The organism is Corynebacterium tuberculostearicum (assembly GCF_046097255.1).
GTDB lineage: Bacteria > Actinomycetota > Actinomycetes > Mycobacteriales > Mycobacteriaceae > Corynebacterium > Corynebacterium tuberculostearicum_J.
Genome location: NZ_CP175770.1, coordinates 2,476,966 through 2,495,902, shown reverse-complemented (window position 1 = coordinate 2,495,902; position 18,937 = coordinate 2,476,966). Strand labels below are relative to the sequence as shown.

Annotated in this window: 11 protein-coding genes; 2 read left to right on the top strand and 9 right to left on the bottom strand. The window is 56.9% G+C overall.

The genetic code is table 11. The features are described from left to right. Nucleotides 1–27: 27 nt before the first annotated feature. The 6 genes from ACKFRY_RS11850 to ACKFRY_RS11825 all read right to left on the bottom strand — a co-directional run bounded on the left by ACKFRY_RS11850 (nucleotide 28) and on the right by ACKFRY_RS11825 (nucleotide 8,950). Nucleotides 28–1,809 (bottom strand): biotin carboxylase N-terminal domain-containing protein, encoded by a 1,782-nt coding sequence (locus ACKFRY_RS11850; RefSeq protein ID WP_316981296.1) that lies wholly within the window; start codon nucleotides 1,807–1,809, stop codon nucleotides 28–30. Then, nucleotides 1,799–3,373: a 5-oxoprolinase/urea amidolyase family protein gene (locus tag ACKFRY_RS11845; RefSeq protein ID WP_408922920.1), complete on the bottom strand. Its 1,575-nt coding sequence runs from the start codon at nucleotides 3,371–3,373 to the stop codon at nucleotides 1,799–1,801. The genes ACKFRY_RS11850 and ACKFRY_RS11845 overlap by 11 nt, the downstream gene beginning before the upstream one ends. Then, nucleotides 3,373–4,134: a LamB/YcsF family protein gene (locus ACKFRY_RS11840; RefSeq protein WP_408922919.1), complete on the bottom strand. Its 762-nt coding sequence runs from the start codon at nucleotides 4,132–4,134 to the stop codon at nucleotides 3,373–3,375. The genes ACKFRY_RS11845 and ACKFRY_RS11840 overlap by 1 nt, the downstream gene beginning before the upstream one ends. 212 nt (nucleotides 4,135–4,346) lie before the next feature. Next, nucleotides 4,347–4,910, bottom strand: coding sequence for a CAP domain-containing protein (locus ACKFRY_RS11835; protein WP_179387481.1), 564 nt, complete (start codon nucleotides 4,908–4,910; stop codon nucleotides 4,347–4,349). A gap of 562 nt (nucleotides 4,911–5,472) precedes the next feature. After that, the gene (locus ACKFRY_RS11830) at nucleotides 5,473–7,380 is read right to left on the bottom strand and encodes a fructose-specific PTS transporter subunit EIIC (RefSeq protein ID WP_005322492.1); all 1,908 of its coding nucleotides are present in this window, start codon (nucleotides 7,378–7,380) and stop codon (nucleotides 5,473–5,475) included. A gap of 40 nt (nucleotides 7,381–7,420) precedes the next feature. Then, on the bottom strand, nucleotides 7,421–8,950 hold the full coding sequence (locus tag ACKFRY_RS11825; protein ID WP_408922918.1) for an ATP-binding protein: 1,530 nt from the start codon (nucleotides 8,948–8,950) through the stop codon (nucleotides 7,421–7,423). A gap of 125 nt (nucleotides 8,951–9,075) precedes the next feature. Between ACKFRY_RS11825 and ACKFRY_RS11820 the strand changes: the two genes are divergently transcribed. Next, complete coding sequence (locus ACKFRY_RS11820; RefSeq protein ID WP_005322490.1) at nucleotides 9,076–9,585, top strand: 2'-5' RNA ligase family protein; 510 nt, start codon at nucleotides 9,076–9,078, stop codon at nucleotides 9,583–9,585. On the opposite strand, the gene ACKFRY_RS11815 is transcribed toward ACKFRY_RS11820, so the two are convergent. Then, a complete protein-coding gene (locus ACKFRY_RS11815; protein ID WP_408922917.1) occupies nucleotides 9,582–10,775 on the bottom strand; it encodes an amidase in 1,194 nt (397 codons plus the stop codon). The two genes, ACKFRY_RS11820 and ACKFRY_RS11815, sit on opposite strands and share 4 nt — an antisense overlap. Nucleotides 10,776–11,084: 309 nt before the next feature. On the opposite strand from ACKFRY_RS11815, the gene ACKFRY_RS11810 reads away from it, so the two are divergent. Further along, on the top strand, nucleotides 11,085–16,241 hold the full coding sequence (locus tag ACKFRY_RS11810; protein ID WP_408922916.1) for an AAA domain-containing protein: 5,157 nt from the start codon (nucleotides 11,085–11,087) through the stop codon (nucleotides 16,239–16,241). 66 nt (nucleotides 16,242–16,307) lie between these two features. Here the strand turns inward: ACKFRY_RS11810 and ACKFRY_RS11805 are convergent, their stop codons facing one another. Further along, nucleotides 16,308–17,213: a polysaccharide lyase family protein gene (locus ACKFRY_RS11805; protein ID WP_408922915.1), complete on the bottom strand. Its 906-nt coding sequence runs from the start codon at nucleotides 17,211–17,213 to the stop codon at nucleotides 16,308–16,310. 21 nt (nucleotides 17,214–17,234) lie between these two features. Further along, nucleotides 17,235–18,785, bottom strand: a complete 1,551-nt coding sequence (locus tag ACKFRY_RS11800; RefSeq protein ID WP_408922914.1) for an alkaline phosphatase D family protein — start codon at nucleotides 18,783–18,785, stop codon at nucleotides 17,235–17,237. Nucleotides 18,786–18,937: the final 152 nt, after the last annotated feature.

Genomic DNA, 18,937 nt, shown 5'->3' with positions numbered 1-18,937 from the left:
ATGAGGTGCAAAAGGGTGGCGTGAGCGCTAATCGATGGTCGCGATGACCTTGGAGGAATCCAGACGGTCACCCTCGGCGGCCAGGAGCTTGATGGTGCCGCCGCGCGGAGCCTTGATGGCCGATTCCATCTTCATGGCCTCGACGGTGGCGATGGCATCGCCCTCGGCCACGGTATCGCCGTCCGCAACGTTCCAGGCCACGAGGTTTGCTTCGAACGGGGAGGTGACCGCGTTGTCATCGGTAGACTGTGCGCCGGCCGAAGATGGTGCGGTGGAGGCAGAACCGCCGGCCGAGGCGGCGCCTGGCGCGGCGAGGAAGTCCACGGGCACGCCGACGTTGACCAGCTTGCCGTCGATTTCTACGGCCACATTGCGGCGCTGGGTGTAGATAGCCTCGACCTTTTCCACCTGGTTGGCGGCAGACGGGCGGTAGTTGTGATCCACCCAGTCCGTAAACACGCCGATCTCGGAGGCGCCGGCGGCAGCGGCATCGTCTGCTGGGGCGGCGGTGCCGATGAGTGCAGGCTCATCCATCATGTCGCGGTGGAACGGCAGCACGGTGCGCACGCCGGTGACGGTGAACTCGCGTAGGGCAAAGCGGGCGCGGGCCAGGGCGATCTCGCGGGTCGGTCCCCACACCACCAGCTTGGCAATCAGGGAGTCATAGTACGGCGGGATGATAGAGCCAGAGCGCACCGCGGAATCCACGCGGATGCCCGGGCCGGTGGGCGGCTCGAAGGAGACGATGGTGCCGGGGCACGGCGCAAAGCCATTGAGGATATCCTCAGCATTGATACGGAACTCAAAAGCATGGCCGTGGGACTGCGGATCCTCATCGAAGGACAGCGGCTCCCCGGCCGCGATGCGGAACTGCTCGGCGATGATATCGGTACCGGTGACTACCTCAGTAACGGGGTGCTCGACCTGGACGCGGGTATTGACCTCCAGGAAGGAAATGGTGCCGTCCTCGGAAACGATGTATTCCACAGTGCCGGCGCCGGTGTAGCCCACCTTGGAGCAAATGGAGCGGGCGCCTTCGATGATGCCGTTGCGTTGGGCGTCGGAAAGCGCGGGCGCCGGAGCCTCCTCAATGAGCTTTTGGAAGCGGCGTTGGGTGGAGCAATCGCGGGTGCCGAGCACGCGCACATTGCCGTGCGTATCGGCCAATACCTGGGCTTCGACGTGGCGCGGGTGGGTGAGGAACTTCTCCACATAGCACTCGGCGCGGCCAAAAGCCTCCATGGCCTCGCGGCCGGCGGAGTTGAACGCGCCCTCGATTTCTTCCATATTGTCCACGACCTTCAAGCCGCGTCCGCCGCCACCATAAGCGGCCTTGATGGCAATGGGCAGGCCGTGCTCTTCGGCAAAGGTGCGGGCTTCTTGCCAATCATCGATGGGATCAGAAGTACCAGGTGCCAGTGGTGCGCCGACCTCTTCGGCTACGCGGCGGGCAGCGATCTTGTCACCGAGTAACTCAATATGCTCGGGCGAAGGGCCAATCCAGATCATGCCGGCCTCAGTGACGGTGCGGGCAAAGTCGGCGTTCTCAGACAAAAAGCCATAGCCTGGGTGAATAGCATCAGCACCGGCACGCACCGCGATATCGAGCAGCGCGGGCACGTTCATGTAGGTATCGGCGGCCGTATTGCCCGGCAGCGCATAAGCTTCATCCGCTACCTGGGTGTGTAAGGCACCAGCGTCTGCCTCGGAGTAAATGGCGATGGACTTAATTCCCAGGTCGCGGGCGACGCGAGCGATACGCACGGCAATCTCGCCGCGGTTAGCAATGAGGACGGTTTTAATCTGCATTTTTATCTCCAGTGTTCAAGGCTTGGGGTGCTACGAGTTCAAAGTTCACGCGTGCGCCGGGTGGCAGCTGCGCGGCAATATCAATATCTTCTTCCAACACAGTGGCGATGACGGGGTAACCGCCGGTCACAGCGTGATCGCGCAGGAAGACCACGGGCTTGCCATTGGGTGGGATTTGGATCGAGCCGGCGACCATGCCCTCAGACGGAAGCTCACCGTCTTTAACGCGTTCAATCGGCTCTTCGCCATCGAGGCGCAGGCCCACGCGGTTGGAATCTGAGGTGACGGTCCACTCGGTATCCAGGAAAGCGGAGACATTATCGCCAAACCAGTCATCGCGGGGACCGAGCACGCAGCGCAAGGTAGCGCGGGTTTTTCCGTCGGAGCTTTCGCGCACGCGCAATGGATTAGAAAGCTGGGCATCGGTCATGCCGGTAGAGCGCGGTAGAACGCCAATGACATCGCCGGTGGTGACCGGGTCCGGGCCAAGGCCAGAAAGGACGTCGGTGGCCGCGGAGCCAAGCTCGGATTCGGCGATGATGCCGCCGCGGATGGCCACGTAATTGCGCATGCCTACCGTTGCAGGATCCACCGAGACGGTGTGCCCGGCCGTGACCAGCACTGGGCGGGCGAGGTGAACCGGCATCTCGCCGAGGCGCACACGCGCGGTAGCGCCGGTGACGCAAATGACGGTATCGGTGAGCGCGTGGAGCTTAATGCCGCCGATATTCTCCAGCACCGTTGCCCCGCGCGGGTTGCCCACGGCCACATTGGCGGTCGCGGCGGCGGCGCGGTCGGCAGCACCGGAGGGAGTCACGCCGAGATCGCCCACACCGGGGCGGCCCAGGTCTTGGTAGAGGGTGAGCAGGCCGGCATCGATAACCTCCATGCGCGGCAAGCGGGCAGGGGCGCGCTTCGAGCGGGCAGAGTGATCAACAAGCTCAGGCAGCTTATCCACGCTGCGATAGCGCACGCGGTCGCCCGGCTGTACTAGCGCCGGTGGGTTGGCATTGGAATCCCACATTGGCGTATTGGTGGTGCCCAGCAGCTGCCAGCCGCCCGGGGAAACGCGCGGGTACACCGCGGAAAACTCGCCCGCGATACCCACAGCACCGGCCGGCACCGCGGTACGGGGGTTGGAGCGGCGTGGCACCGCGCGCGCCTGGGAAGGGTCCGACGGCGCACAGTAGGTAAAACCCGGGGCAAAGCCACCGAATGCCGCGGTCCACTCGGTAGAGGTATGCCAATCAATGAGCGCTTCGCGCGAAAGACCCAGCAGGTCTGCGGCCTCGTCCACATCCTCGCCGTCATAGAGCACATCAATTTCTACCGTGCGGGCCTCCGCGGCCGTGGCGGCGGCGGGGGAGAAGTCCTGCAGGAATTCGGCCGCATCACGCGCCGAATCCGGCGCTTCAAACGTCAGCAGCAGGGTGGTGGCGGCCGCGATGCAGTCCACCTGATTCTTCAATGGCTTGGCAGAAAGCGCCGCGTGCCAATCCATGACCTGGTTCAATCCATCCAGGTCAATGAGCAACGCGCGCGTGCCCACAAAATTAATGTGCATTAGATAAAGCTCCGAATCTCGATGCCTTCTTCCCTCAGGCGCTCAACCACGCCGCGCAGCAGCTTCACCGCGCCGGGCGAATCACCGTGAGTGCACACAGATTGAGCAGCCACCTCTAACTTCGTGCCATCCACGGCCGTGATCGAGCCGGTCTGCGCCACCTCAAGCACTCGCTGTACCACCTCATCGGCACTGCCGAGCACCGCATTGGCCTCCTTGCGCGAGACCAGCGTGCCATCGGGGTTGTAGTTGCGGTCCGCAAAAGCCTCACGGATGACGTTAAGCCCGCTGCGCTTGGCGACGTCCACCGCTACACCCCCTGGCAGTAACATCACCGGCAAGTCTCCGAAGGCCTTAATGCCCTTGATGACGGCTTCTGCTTGCGCCTCATCTTTCACGATTGCGTTATACATCGCACCGTGTGGCTTCACATAGGAAACCTTGGTGCCATTGGCGCGGGCCAAAGCGTCGAGCGCGCCAATTTGGTAGGTCACCTCGTCTGCAAGCTCGTCCGGGTTGTAATCGATAAAACGGCGGCCGAAACCCGCGGCGTCGTTATAACCCACGTGCGCGCCTACGGTCACGCCTGCTTCTGCTGCCGCCTTGAGGGTGCAGGCAATCGAGTGCGGGTCGCCCGCATGGAAGCCGGTGGCCACGTTTGCGGAGGACACCATCTCCAGCATTGCCGCGTCATCTGCGACCGGGTTGCCTGCAGTAGTCTCTCCCAAATCCGCATTGAGATCGATATGGAGCGAGGACATTCAACACCGTCCTTAAGATTGTTGAACAATTCGAATGTCATTAAGTGTAACCCTCGCCACTGCCATTTGTGAAGGCGGTTACGTTTCATTTACCCGCGTGCGCACCCCCACCTAGGTACGAGAAAACCGCCCCGCCCCGGGTAAGAGGTCCGGGAGGAAGCGGCGTGGCCCGCTAGAGCCCAAGGGCCCGAAGGCCCTAGCTTGTGAAATCTTTAGCGGCCGTAGTTCTGGACAGCGTAGAGCTTGCCCTCAGAGTTGACGGCAACACCAACGCCGATGGTCTTGGCACGCGGGTCGAGCATGATCTTGCGGTGGCCCGGGGATTCGTACCAGAGCTTAACCAGCTGTGCATCGGAGTAGTCGCTCCATGCCTGCAGTACGTTCTCGCCGCCGGCCGGGATATTGGAAGGGTAGTAGTTCCAGTGCTGTGGGCGGTGGCTGAGCTTATTGGCGCGAACCAGCTGGTTGGCCCAATCCTGAGCCAGTCCATTGAGTGCGGCGTTGGCGCGAACCGGGCGCAGGCCGTGTGCTTGGCGGTAAGCGTTGGTGTGATTGATGATGCTCTGTACGCGGTTGGAGGCCGGAGCAACTGGCTTTGCGGCGGCAGCCGGAGCGGCAGGCAGGTTGACGGAGGGTACCGGAAGGTTCACGCGACCGAAGCTGCTCAAAGAGCTCGATGCCTCTGCAGGGGCTACGCCAACACCGAGTGCGACGGCTGCTGCGAGTGCAGGAGCGACGAACTTCTTGGCGGAGAAGTGAACTTTGGGGGTGAACATGAGCGGTACCTTTCTACTGGAACCTAGCGGGAATCTATAAGGCGGGGATCTTGGAGTGTTAACGGCTAACTTCCGTTCCCCTTCACTTAAAAGTTAATCAATTCTGCCCGGGTAAAATCCAGCTGACCAGCAAATATTAGGATTCTTGAAGTTGATTTCGCGCAAAACTAATTGCCTCTTAGTTATTTCTCGATTTGAGCTAGGAAACCCCTAAATTCCCTCAGTGATGGCGCTCAGCTCCCCGCCCCCACGGGGGTAGATTTCAACCAATATCTCAGGTTCCCAGGGAAATGAGATTGTTTTAAGGTATGTGGGCCTAGTTTTAAGTCCCCTTCTGGCAAAACTGGCCAGTTTCTTGATAGAGCCTATGAGAAACCTTGTGGTTCTCTGGCTGTCTAAGGATCATAAGAGGGCACCAGGGTGATCCGTGATCTTGCTTGAGCCTGCCGCGCTGCCGCTACCACTCCCTCGAAACCGTCCCTCCGCCCCATCCCTGCGCAATATTGGCATAAGAAAAGCGCCCAGCGGGGAAATCGCTGAGCGCTTGCAGTTGCAAGACTATTTAGGCCTGAGTGGTTGCGGCCGCCTTGTCAGTCGCTGGTGCAGGGGAGAGTACCTGGGAAATGATGTCGGCAGCTTCCTTGCGGGTCTTCGCGCCGTGGAGTTGTGCGCGGAAGTCCTCCTTCATGATGTTGCGCGCCAGCTTGGACAGCAGCTTGAGGTGCTGCTTTCCAGCGTTATCCGGAACAGCAATAAGGAAGGCCAAGGTGGTCGGGTCTTCGCCCTCTGCCCACGTGACGCCGTGCGGCAGGCGGGCGAAGGCGAGCGTTGGTACCTTCACTCCGGCAGACCGAGCGTGCGGAATGGCCACGCCGTGGCCCACACCAGTGGAACGGGTAGATTCGCGCTTCAATGCGGCGCTAGCGACCGCCTCGGCATCAGACATGCGCGCGGAGGTGAGCTTCACCATGGAGCGAATGACCTCTTCGCTAGAAGAACCCAGATCTTTATCGAGGCTAATCGTATCGACTGCAACAAGTGGCTTATCCTTGCGCTGCGTCAATCCCACCAGCAGGAGAATAAGGCCAGCGCAAACAACGATGCCGGCAAGCATGGCGATAAAGAAGCCAACGACGTTATCTACCGCGCCGAGCACCGCGACGATCGGGCCGCCGTGCATGACGTGGTCTTGTGCACCGAAAAGACCGGCGAGCGCACCGGCTACGGCACCACCGGCAACATTGGCGGGGATGACCTGTAGCGGGCGTGCAGCCGCGAGCGGAATGGCGCCCTCGGTAATGCCGAAGAATCCCATGAACAACGCGGCGATGCCCGCATCCTTTTCGGCCTTGGTAAACCAGCGGCGGCGCAGGAGCGTAGCTACGCCCACGGCGAGGGGAGGTACGGCAATCGCACATGCCGCCATGCCCATCGGCGCCGCATTGCCGGCCGCGATCATGCCGCCGCCGAAGAGGAAAGCCGTTTTATTGAAGGGACCACCCATATCGAAGGCGATCATGGCGCCCAGGATAAGGCCTAGCACGATGACGGAGGAGCCCTGCATTCCAGCGAGATAGTTGGTCATTGCCTCGAACGCGGCCGAGACCGGTGCGCCAATGAGCAAGATGAAGATGAGTCCCACGATGAGCGTGGTGAAAATCGGGATGACGATGATGGGCCAAATCGGTGCGATGAACTTGTGCACCGGAATCTTCTTAATGGCAAGAGCCACATAACCGGACAAAATACCGGTGACAATGCCGCCCAAGAATCCGGCACCTGCCTCAGAACCGTAAAGGGAGCCGGTGGTGGCGATGAGTCCGGTAATAAGGCCAGGGGCAAGGCCTGGGCGATCCGCGATGCCCACCGCAATGTAGCCGGAGAGCACCGGGACCATCAGTGAGAACGCCAGGGCGCCGAGCTCATTGACCGTGTTCCAGAAGCTATCTTCTGGAATCGCCATGCCCTCAGGCGTGGGCGTGCCGCCGATGGACAGTGCCACCGCAATGAGCAGGCCACCGGTGACCACGAATGGGATCATGTGCGAGACGCCGTTCATCAGTGCCTTGTACAAGGTTTGACCCACGCTATTTTTGCGAGGCGCCTCTTCCTCCGTCTTCTCGGAAGAGCCCTCCCAGCGCGAGGCGCTCAAGGACCTGCTGAGGAGTTCCTTCGGGTGCTTGATGGCCTCGTCCACGCCGGTGGCCTCGAGTCGCTTGCCGTGGAAGCGGTCCTTGGAAATGACCGTATCGGCACCAATGACAATGGCGTCGGCTTCCTCGATGTCTTGCTTGCTAAAGGCTCCCTCGACGCCGATGGAACCATGAGTTTCAATCTTGATGCGGTAGCCCAGTTCTTGGGCTGCGGCCTCGAGGTTCTCGGCCGCCATATAGGTATGCGCGATGCCCGTCGGACACGCCGTGATGGCGAGGATGAGGGGCGATGACTCTGTAGTGCTCATGGTTCTCATTAAACGGCAATCGTTTGCGTTGGCACAAGAGCCGGTGCGTCTATTCTCTGCGGACCTGGTAAGTCGTGCGTTGCGAGCCACGCTGGCCCCGCATGACAATCCAGCCCTTCCTCTCCAAGGCCTTGAGCGCGTAGCGCGCTTGCCCGGGACTGAGTTGGGTGCGTTCCGCGATCTCGTGAAGGCTTAAGGCGGGAGCATAGTCCGCCTCCGCGCCGAGCTGCATACTGTGAAAAACTTGCGGAACGTTTTTGCCTAGCTGACGAAGCTCGTCCTCTACGTTGGCTTCCACTGCTCTAACCGTGGGGCGGGCAGAAACTCGATGCGGGCTATCCGGCCTGGTGCGGGGGAAGATGACACGAAACTCGGTGCCGGTATCTATAAGGCGCGGTGCAGCTAGGCCTGCATCTAAACAGGCACGAATCATCTCTCGGATTCCTCCGCCCTCGCCTTCAATGACCGGGTGTCCTTCGCTGGTGCGAACTAGTTTGGCAAGCTCATAAAGGCGCTGATTTACTGCAGCTTTGGATAAGGTGGTGCTGGTCAATTGGGAGACCGAGACCCCTCGCAGCCCACCAGGGCTAGTAATGATCACTGCCTGCCGGGTGATGCGAACCTCAATTCTTTTTCCCACGCCTCGCGTGTGCGGTCCTAAATCCCGGTGCACTAACGCGTTGGCTACAGCCTCCCGAAGGGCGGCCGGCGGAATTTCCGGGATCTCTTCCATATGACCGCTTTCCGCATAGCGCAGGTCGGCCTGCAGATTGGCACGCAGCCAATCCACCACATCATCGAGGAGAGCGGGTAGAGGGCCGTCGAAATGGGTGAGGTTCCGCGTGCGCGCGGCGTGCTCCCGCGGAAGCTGCACCGCCGCGGTTACCCCGAGGGCAGGTACTTTTCCCTGCGGCAAGAAGCCGAGGGCATAATTTCCGGCTACGGTCAGTTGCCCGTTTACGGTTGCGCCAAGTACCTCGAGGAGGCGCTTGTCCTCCGCGATGGTGGATAGACGCCTACTGCGTGAGCGGGCTGTGCGTAGCGCCTCTGCTGTAATGCTTTCATCCATGTCCCGCAGGCCGCTGCCAGGCACTGGTTGCTGGTCATAAAATTCTTGCTCAGATGCGTGGAGTGCCGCCACCTCGAGGATGCGCAAGTCGTTAGGACCCATCACATAATTGCCATCCGCTTGCCGTAGGTAGGCCTCTCCTTTGATGCGGGCTGGTTTAAGCATGGGTGAAAGGGGCGCTACCGTCACTGCGATTACTACCGCTTCATCGATGCTGATGTGGGTAAAAGAGAGCTGGGGCGCAGGTTCTATTAGCGTTCTTGCTTGGTCCGCCACAGCCTTTTCTACCTGTGCAGGGTGCGCGACGCCGGTGGCGGCAAAGTTGAGGCTCTGATCGACGCCCAAAAGGATGTCACCGCCCATTGGCATGTTTGCAAAAGCACATATGGTGCGAGCCAAATCATGCGGTGCGCGAAGGAAGGAGCGCTTACATTCCAGCATCGTGCGGTCATCGCCAAAAAGCCGCAGCTGCTCAAGTGCCTCACGGAGGCTAATTGCATCCCAACCCATGGCGTCATTATAAAACCCTCATTGCAAAGTAGCAATGATTTTTTAATGAGGGGGAAGGGGCTTCTCGCTCATTGTGATGAACGGTACGCTGGAGGCACTTCGCAACAGAAAGGGAACGCTCGCTCGTGAGTAAAGCATCGCCGGATAATATCTTGCTCTACCTGCCGCAAAAGCAGGAAGATCAGGTGCGCGACATCTTTGCGGGCCTAGCTGAGCGCGGCTTTCCTGTCCAGCAGCAACGCCCGCACATTACGGTCACCTTTTCGCCGCACATGCAGCCGGAAGTGGTGGACTTGGCGGCCCAGTTGCTGCCGGCCGTTATCCCCGCGGATTTCCGGCGGGTAGGAAACGTTATTTTTGGCACCAAGCGTAAACAGACGGTGGCCTGGCTGCTGGAGACTACCGACGAGTTAGAAATCGCCGCGCGAAAAATCAGCGCCGCAAACCCGGACGGGCGCGGGCCGCGCTGGACCCCGCACCTGACCATGGGTTTGCGCCTGCCGCGTGAAGAGGTCCCCGGCTATATCCAAGCGATGGACGAGCTCACCTCAGCGCACTTTAAGGAACTTACCGCCGTCGAGGCCGCCTATTGGCGGCCGCGCACGCAGGAAAAGACCCTTCTAGCAGGGGCTTAGAGTAAAGCGCGTAGGGCCCGGGCAACGCGCAGGACGGTCAGGTCCTCGCCCGGCTTGCCGACGACCTGCACCGCATCACCCACGCCTTCTTCCTCTTCGCCGCGCAGCGGCACCGTAATGGCTGGCCAGCCGAGCACATTGAACGGCTCGGTCCACCGCCGCAGGCTCGCGGCCGACTCCGCGGTATTGTCCGGGGTGATATCGGACCACTTGAGGGGGCCGGAATCGAGGGTAGGGGTGAGGATAATGGGGGCGTCGGCAAGCAGGGCAAGGGCGTCTTCGCGCAGCTTTTCTACGCCCCGTGCGGCCGCGTCGTAATCTTCCTGGCTGATATTTTCCCCGCCCAGGACGCGCTGCAGAATCACGTCCTGGTACTTCTCGCGCTGGTCCAGCAGCGGCCGGTGGACGTCGTAGACCTCCTTCAAGCGCATCGGCTCGTAGAGCTCGGCCGTGGCGGCGATGGTGTCTTCCAAGTCCGCGCCCTCGGTGAGCTCAAAGTCCGATCGCTCCAGCGCGGCCAGAAGATTAGCGAAGCGCTCGCCCTTGGCCTTAAGGGCCGTGACATCAACAGCAGAAACGTCCTGCGCCGCGGCCGGTTCCTCCTCCGCAGTGGCAATAAAAGCCTGCTCAATCAGGTCAATCGAGCTGGCGAAGAAACCAATGCAATCAAAGCTCGGGGCAAAGGGGAAGACGCCCTCGACCGGAATCACCCCAAAGGTGGGCTTGAACCCCAGCACGCCTTGGCATGCGGCCGGCACGCGCACCGAGCCGGCGCTATCGGAGCCCACCGTAAGCTGCAGCGCCCCGCAAGCTACCAGCGCCGCCGAACCGGAGCTCGATCCGCCGCCGCACACCTCCGGATCACGTGGATTGATCACGCGACCATAAGCCGAGGCATCGCCCAAAATGCCGTAGGAAAACTCCTGCAGGTTCGCCTTTGCCACCGGCAGGGCACCCTTCGCCGTCAAGCGCTGCACCACTGGTGCATCCTTGACCGGAGTGCGGCCCACATTCACCTCGGTGCCGCAGGTGGTAGACACCCCAGCGACATCCACGATGTCCTTGAACGCCACCGGCTGTCCCTTAAGCGTGGGCGATTCATCCAGCGCGTGCTCATCAAACGGGATGACGGAAATCACCGCATTAAAGTCCTGCTGGGCGTGGTGCAGGCGATCAGAAACAGTAGGCATATCGGAGGCTAAGTCCTTTCAACGTCGGCGTCCTTTGATGCTAACGATGTAATAGAAGGATGCAGATGTTACTACCGTACATCAGGGGTTGGTCAATGGGCTTTTGCTCTGAGGCAGTTGAACTCTGACCTTCCTTCAGCAGGGCAGAAAGCTGTCCGTTCGGGGCCTAATAAATTGGGTGTAATACGGGGTCAGATGGGTAGTAAGGTATCAGTGTTCCCTATGGGAAATTAGTTGTTTCTACTTTCTTTCCTCACGTATGGAGTAAGACCTGTGCCGTTAAACGCTGATAAGGCATCGCGCCTTTTTATGTTCTTTTCCGCTATGCAGAAGAAAAAATCTGAAGTCGTTCTTTCTACTGCAAAATACGATAAGCAAGGCGGGAAAGTGCTCCGGCTAGAACGTCTAAAGGAAGTTGCAGAAGAGTCAGGACGCATTCAATTTGGCGGGTACATTCAAGAAGCCCTCCAATTAGATGAGAAATTCTTGGCTGATGATGGATCCAACCCAAATCTAATTGCAGTATTCAAAAAGCCCGAGCCGGTTAATCTTCCAGATCTTCCTAGTGGGATAGAAAATCTGGTCGATGGAACAACTGATGATCCTCTCAAAGAGCCACAGCTAGTTACTGCTACTCAGATATCGGACGAGCAAGCTGGGCAATTTCAACGATGGCTGGAACAGTGGCGCCGTTGGGCTGTTGCTGAGAAATATGCTCTGGCGTATCAAAAGGCCTTCGAAATCCAGACGAGTGCAAACCAACAAGCGGACGAGTTCGAACTCATTCTGGGATTGGGAAACCTTGCCTGGCAAGTGAGTGAAGAGGAAAAGGTAGACCGGCAGCTATTCTCAGTCGACTTGGCAATGGATTTGGATAAAAGGACCGGCGATATCCATCTTGAGCTTGGAGAGGGGGCACTGAAAGTTGAAATGGAACCCGTTCCTGCACAAAAGTTGGATGACAGTACGTTTTTGACCGATGTAAAAGGAGAAGTTGCCGCGATAGAAGGCGACATCCTGGATCCTGAAACCTTCGCAGGTTTAGGCGCGGTAACTGCAAATGGGTTAGATACCAATGCGATATACACTTCCGAATGGCAGCGCCAAGTTCCCTCGGAGAAAGCTGTGTTGGCATGGCAGCCAACCATCATTTTGCGTAAACGCCAACGTACAGGCTTTGCAACTGCGCTCAAAGATATTGCGGTAGCTATTGAACAATCCGAGGAAATTCCGACTGGGCTGGCGCCGTTGATCGATCCCAACTCGCAAGCGGAGCTGCCAAAATCGAATGAGCCGGGTGCGACTTTTGAATCAAACGAAGAGGTCTTCACACCGCTACCGCTCAATGAGAAGCAAATGCAGGTTTTGAATCGAGTAGATTCTCACCCTCAAACCATCGTCCAAGGCCCTCCGGGAACTGGAAAAACACACATGGCAGCTGCCTTGCTTTCTCATCTGTTGGCTCAAGGCAAGCGTGTCCTAGTAACAGCAGAAGCGGATCGTGCTTTATACGAGTTACGAGGAAAGCTACCTGAGGAGATTCGTGAGCTTGCTGTTTCCGTGATTAGCTCTGGACAGTCTGACTTAGCGGAATTGAAAGTAGCCGTCGATACAATAAACCGACGGTCAAGTGATTATGACGAGGTAACATCTTCTCGAAAGATCCGAGATCTGGAGCTGAGGCTAAATCAGCTCCGTGAAGAGCGAACCGCAGAGTTGAGACGTTGGACTTCGCTAATGGACTCTGAGAAGGCTTCGCTTGGTGTATTAGGCTACGACACGCAAATGTCTCGAGCTGTCGCGAAATGGGTGGACAGCAAAGAGGATTATGGGTGGATCGAAGCTTTACAGGTTCCTGATCTTGAGCAGCCATTTCCTTTGGACGCACAGGAAATTGACGAATGGTTCTCACTTTTGGCTTCCCCAGAGCTCGCTCAAGGTGGAGTGAGCTCCACCGGAGATTCCTTCGACTTCGGTGCAATTCCCACCGTAGATGAGCTCACGCAGGCAATCGAAGCCAAAGCTGGTGAAGAGGCCGTGAACCTCTGGATCGAAAATGAGACACCGGTTAGTGAACGGGCGGCTTGGGCCAATCTTGATGAGTCATCCCGAGTCGATCTTGAACAATCAGTCGAACAAGCCATAAATCAATTGGCGAAAATTCAGCAAATTTCCGCACCGTGGATGGACGACCTACTCCGTGATTCAATGAACGGAAATCTTGCGCAGTGGAAACATAAACTAGATTCTCTTGCCAATGATTTTCATGGAGCCCAGCAGTCAGGTGGAAACCTGGCTGCTCTCCGGCACATTGAGATTTCCGGCCAAATTAATTCCTTCGTACCGTTGGCGAGGTCAGTGCAGACTTTCCTTCAGAATGGGGGTCAAATTAAGACGAAGGCGGACGGTCTTCCAAAGACTGGTCTACTTACAAAGCCAATAATCAAAGAAGCAGCACCGTTTTTTGAAGGAGTTCGAATAAACGGAATGCCGCCCACCGGCTTGGCCGAAGTGAACCTTTACCTAGAGTATGTGGAGTTTGAATGGGCGCTCTACTCACTACAACAGTCGTGGAGGTATTCACGGCCGGCTGAGCATTTGTCTCCTATGGAGAAGCTAGGCTTCTGGAGAGGCGAACTTCAGAAATTCTCGGAATCAATTTCCCAAGTCGAGCAGCTCGGATATGCCTTGGGAAGAATCGAAAACTTTGGATTCAGGGCCGATTTAGGAGAGCTAAATCCGCTATCCAATCGAATTGAAAAGCTTCGAAAAGCTTCAGGAGTCCAAGCCACTGCTGCACGATTTTCTAACCTCATTTCCATGGGAATGGCAACCATTCGCGACTTTAAGCAGAATTCGGATGCCGTGGAATGGATAGACAGATTAGAAGCAGCGCTGGACCAGCAAAATGCCTCTGAATATGAACTTGCTCTTGAGGCAGCACAGTCTGCTGCCTCGTATTCTGGTGCAATTCGCCGTCGCAATGAGCTTTCCCAAAAAGCGAAAGGTTGGTCTGCGTTACTTGTCCAAGCACTAAAGGACTCCAATGACTTCGGGTTGTGGCGGCACCGTGTTCAAAATATCGAAGAAGCTCGGTACTGGGCATTGGCAGGAGAAAGAATCGCTGCCCGAACAAAGGCGGATCCTCAGGAAATCTCGCGTTCAGTTCGATTTATTGATCAAAGAATTTCAAAGACGATCGCGGAGCTCGCCGCGGCCCGTGCTTGGTCTAAGGCTGTAGGAAAAGACCGAATCGATCCAGCAACTCAATCGAGCCTTGTAGCGTATAGCCAAGCAGTTACTCGCCTGGGAAAGGGAACTGGAAAATATGCTGATCGACGTAAGCGAGATGTGCGTAAGCACTTAGATGCTTGTCGTTCCGCGGTTCCAGTGTGGATCATGCCGATCTACAAGGTCGTTGAGCAGTTCGACTTGGAAGAAAACATGTTTGATGTCGTTATCGTAGATGAGGCATCACAGTCGGGTGTCGATGCCATTTTCTTGCAGTATTTGGCTCCGAGAATGGTAGTTATCGGTGATGACAAGCAGGTTTCACCAACCAGTTTCCACGACTTGGAAGAAATTGGAAAGCTAGCTCAGCAGTATTTGTGGGACTTCGACAAGATAGATTCTTGGTCGGATCCAGCTCGCTCACTCTTTGATGAAGCTAATATGCGCTACGGAGGACGGATCACACTAGAAGAGCACAGGCGCTGTGTTCCGGAAATCATCGGGTTCTCGAACCAGTTTATCTATGAGCCCGAAAACATATCCCTTAAACCAGTGAGGGAGGTTGAATCTGACCGGCTTGCACCGTTCAAGATTACTCAGACTCCTAATGCATTCTTTACCGGAGCGAAGAAAAGAAAAACTAATACAGCCGAGGCAGATGTCCTGGTGGAACGTCTTCTTTCTGTCTTGGATGATTCGCAATATGTAGGAAAGACTATTGGCGTCATTTCGCTACTTAGTACTTCCGGCCAGGCGAAATATATCCAGGCACGACTTTTGGAAAAAGTTCCCCCCGAGGTGTGGGAGGAGCGCGAGCTAAAGGTTGGAAGCCCTGCTGACTTTCAAGGTGCTGAACGAGATGTCATATTCCTCTCGATGGTTCAGCCGTATACGCCGGGTGAACGCACGTCAACGTTGACTAAGAAAGAATCCCTGCAGCGTTATAACGTTGCAGTTAGTCGCGCGAAAGACCAAGTTTGGTTGTTCCATTCTATTGGTTTCGAGGAATTGAAGCCACTCGATATTCGTGCCAAGTTGTTGCAGTATGCCTACAGCATTGCGGAGAAGCAGCCAGAGAAAACAGAATGTTTAGCAGTTCCGAACGATGAACGGGTTGAGCCCTTTGATTCGCTATTTGAGCAAAGGGTATATAACAGAATCATCGAAAAGGGATTCAAGGTAATTCCGCAATTCGAAGAGTTTGGATACCGCATTGACCTCGTCGTTGAAGGTGCGCAAGGACGGCTTGCAGTTGAATGCGACGGTGACTATTGGCACAGTGATCAGAATGCTTTGCAGGATCAGCATCGGCAACGCGAACTGGAGCGTCTCGGCTGGACATTCGTCCGAATTTTTGAATCTGATTTCTATCTAGACTCGGACGAACAGATGCAAAAGGTCTGGGTGGCGCTAGATGAATTGGGTATCAAACCATTCGAGGCAGATGCGCCAACCTTTGAGACTTCCGACAACGTCGAGATTGTCGAGGACGTCTATGCAGAAGATAATCCCATTGAAGTACAAAGTGGAGTAGAGGTCTTCCTCTCAGCCGAAGAGGACCTTGAAGATGGTTTTGCGGAATCTGGAGAAGCCCATGATAAACATGATCTAGAGATGGCAGAACAAGGTTCGGGGATTTTCACGCAGGGTTTTGAGAACAGCGATCTTCGAGAAGAAACACATCTCGACTTTTCTTTTCACGGTACGGAGCTTACTAAAGCCCCAGCTGAATATACCGCTTTCGAAGGAACGACTGTAGCGACAAATATCGCAACTGATGCTGAAGTCGCTCAAGGACTTCTTGAGATCTTGAGAGCTGAAGGCCCAATGTTGGGCGACTTCCTATTCTCTCGTTACGTAAAATCCAGTGGCGGCGTTCGTGTTACTAAGCCTGTCCGTACGATCCTTATACCAGTATTGAATCGTTTAGTCCGAGACGGTTCGGTCATGATGGTCAAGAGGCCAGACATCGAAGATTTCGGGAAGAGTACGTTCTATCTCCCTGATTGTCCCCGAGTGGAGGTACGTACTCTAGGTTCTCGAGTGCTCCATGATGTTCCTTACGAAGAGCTGCGGATTCATACTGCTAGAGGATATCTTCGTGCAGGTGTTCGCGATCGCGATAGTGTAATGCGGGCAACTTTGGAACTTCTTGGGTTGAAGAACCTCACGGAGAAGGCTAAAAATACTCTCTACCCACACTACCGGTGGGTATTAGAGAACTTTTCTTCCTAAACGACGACAACTGTCTGGTCTCGTGCCTTTAAGGCGCTCCCGCCAATTCTAGTAAATGGCGAATTCTCAAAAAGCAAAAATCCCCAGCGCATCCCAGGCTAGCCAGCCACCTGCTCGGAGGGTGAAGACCAGCTCGTTTTCACCTTTTAGCAAGGTGTTCTCTGGGAGCGCAAATTCGATTGCTGCGGGGCGCAGCGAGGTCGGCTCCCCGCTGGCATTGCCTTGGCGCGAACCCTTCGTTGCGCCCTGTGGGAGTTCCACTTGCTTATGAAAGTCATTAATCGTGACGTCGAGAATACCGCCGAGCTTGGTGGTATCAATGAGCCATAACGCCAGTGCCGCCTTCGCGGTAGGCTTATCCAATTTCACCGTCCACTTCAGCGTGTATGCCTTGCTTCCCGCCCACTTATCGCCGGGACCCGGGAGGAGATAAGGGACGTCGGCAGGCTTAGCATCCGGTCCAGCCGTGATTGTCTGGTCTGGGTGCGCGGTGACGATCTTCTTGTAATCCTTTGGGGAATACTGAAACTCCGTGCCCTTTCGGTCAAAGGAACCAATCGTAGCTAGCGCTGTGCCAGCAGTGACCGAAGGCAGGGAGGTAGACGTCGCCTTGCCAGAAGGAGAGGACTCAGCGCCAGCAGCGTCGACTACCTTGACGTAATAAGTCCACTTTTCACCGGCGATATCGCGCCGGGAGTGGCGGAAGAAGGGAAAGATAGTCTTGCCCAACAGCACGTCTACACCATTAGGATCAGTACCGATGACACGGTAGTGATCCAAAACGACGTCCCAGGAGGCAGGTTCCCAGGTGACGTAATTTTCCATGAGCTGCGGTTCTGCCTGAACACCGGTTGCGGCTGGCGGAGCAGCAACCGCACCAGGGGCTGGTGTAGAGGAATCCTGGTCAGAAGAGTTCTTGCGGGAAGAACCGCGGCGAGAGGAAGAAGAGGAAAGCGAGCTAAAAAGTCCCATGTTGAATTGTCCTTTCGGGGTTTAGAGGGAGCGCAGCGTGTGCTCGCCGGCATTGGTGCGGAAGGAGAAAGCAGTCTCGCGCGGGGCGGTATCATCGCGCTCGATCCAGGGCACGACGACGAATTCGGAATCGAGGTGCTCACGGGTAGCGCGCACCTTGATATAGCCACGGCGCTTGTCCATGGCCTTCACATAGGGCTTTTCTAGCCACTCGGTGCTCTTGGAGCCGGCGAAGCCATCGCCATCGGAAGCAATGGAAGTGGCGACCAATTCCACGCCTACAGGCTGGCCGGAGTCTGTTTGGATCTCCGCAGCGCAGTGCTGATGAATATCGCCGGTGAAGACAACGGGGTCACTTACCTTAGAGAGGGATTCGATAAGGCGGCGGCGCGCCGCGGGGAACCCGTCCCATTGGTCGGTGCTATCGGCAATCGGTACGACGACCACGCTGTTGACCACCACGTTCCACTGTGCTGGGGAAGTGGCGAGCTTATCGTTGAGCCACTGCTCCTGCTCCGCGCCCAAAATGCTGGCGTCTTCTGCAGCCTCTTCGCGGTACTGGCGGGTATCGACCAGATTGAAGCGCATAAGCGTGCCCACGTCGAAGGAATCATAGATGCGGTTATTGGGGCCATCGGGAAGCGCGGGCGGGGCAACCGGCAGATTCTCGTAAAAGGCACGGTAAGCAGCCGCGCGCTGGTAGAGGAAGTGCTCGGTTTTGGTGCCAATCTCGGACCAATTACCGGCGTAGTTATTTTCTACTTCGTGGTCATCCCACACAATGGCCATCGCGGCGCGTGCGTGCGCGGCCTGCAGGTGCTCATCGGACTTAAAGAGCGAGTAGCGCAGGCGATACTGCTCCAGAGTTTCCACCTTTGCCTTGAAAACGTCGGGCACGCTTGCGCCTTGGCGCCAGAGATTATCGCCTTCCACAATGCCGTATTCGTAGATATAGTCACCCACGAAAATCGTCATATCCAGGTCCGGTTCCTGCGCAATATGCTTCCACGGGGTGAAATAGCCGTGGTACCACGCCTGACACGAAGCGACGGTGAAGGTGAAATCATCCACCTTCGCATCTGGTGACGGCAGAGTCTTAAACCGACCTACTGGGCTCACCTTGCCATCCACGCGGAAGCGATAAAAATACTCAGTTGCAGGCTCCAGCCCAGTCACCTGCGGGTGCACCGAGTGCGCCAGTTCTCGTTGAGCTAGAGCTTCGCCTTGCTTGACGACGTCCCCAAACCCCTCATCCTTCGCAACTTCCCAACCCACGCGGACATCGCCGCCGGTCATTCCACCGTGGCCATCCTCGGCCAGCGGTTCTGGGGCCAGGCGGGTCCACAAGATCATCGAATCATGCCGCGGCGTACCCGCCGCTACGCCTAGGCCAAAAAGCTCCGAATCCTGCGGATGATCCCCACCTTGCGAGGAACCCCATGAACTCAGGCTCGACTGTGCACCCGCCTTGGCGGGTGCATTAATTCCCGCAGCCACCGCCGCGGCCGAAACGCCTGCAATCTGCAGGAAATTTCGACGATTAAAAGAGGAACGACTATTTGAATCAGACATACAAAGCTCCACAGAGGGTTTAAAAGGAACTTTTCCAGCCTAAGTAGCCGCGGTGAATCGCTGGTTAAATCAGCGTGAAATCTATTGAGCCCATGGATCATTCGCAAGACAGAACTCCGCCGAATGTTCTGCCTGACAGTCAAACCACCACT

Coding starts and splice junctions, on each gene's coding strand:
- ACKFRY_RS11850 (WP_316981296.1), bottom strand. CDS start 1,809: ATGCAGATTAAAACCGTCCTCATTGCTAACCGCGGCGAGATTGCCGTG.
- ACKFRY_RS11845 (WP_408922920.1), bottom strand. CDS start 3,373: ATGCACATTAATTTTGTGGGCACGCGCGCGTTGCTCATTGACCTGGAT.
- ACKFRY_RS11840 (WP_408922919.1), bottom strand. CDS start 4,134: ATGTCCTCGCTCCATATCGATCTCAATGCGGATTTGGGAGAGACTACT.
- ACKFRY_RS11835 (WP_179387481.1), bottom strand. CDS start 4,910: ATGTTCACCCCCAAAGTTCACTTCTCCGCCAAGAAGTTCGTCGCTCCT.
- ACKFRY_RS11830 (WP_005322492.1), bottom strand. CDS start 7,380: ATGAGAACCATGAGCACTACAGAGTCATCGCCCCTCATCCTCGCCATC.
- ACKFRY_RS11825 (WP_408922918.1), bottom strand. CDS start 8,950: ATGGGTTGGGATGCAATTAGCCTCCGTGAGGCACTTGAGCAGCTGCGG.
- ACKFRY_RS11815 (WP_408922917.1), bottom strand. CDS start 10,775: ATGCCTACTGTTTCTGATCGCCTGCACCACGCCCAGCAGGACTTTAAT.
- ACKFRY_RS11810 (WP_408922916.1), top strand. CDS start 11,085: ATGTTCTTTTCCGCTATGCAGAAGAAAAAATCTGAAGTCGTTCTTTCT.
- ACKFRY_RS11805 (WP_408922915.1), bottom strand. CDS start 17,213: ATGGGACTTTTTAGCTCGCTTTCCTCTTCTTCCTCTCGCCGCGGTTCT.
- ACKFRY_RS11800 (WP_408922914.1), bottom strand. CDS start 18,785: ATGTCTGATTCAAATAGTCGTTCCTCTTTTAATCGTCGAAATTTCCTG.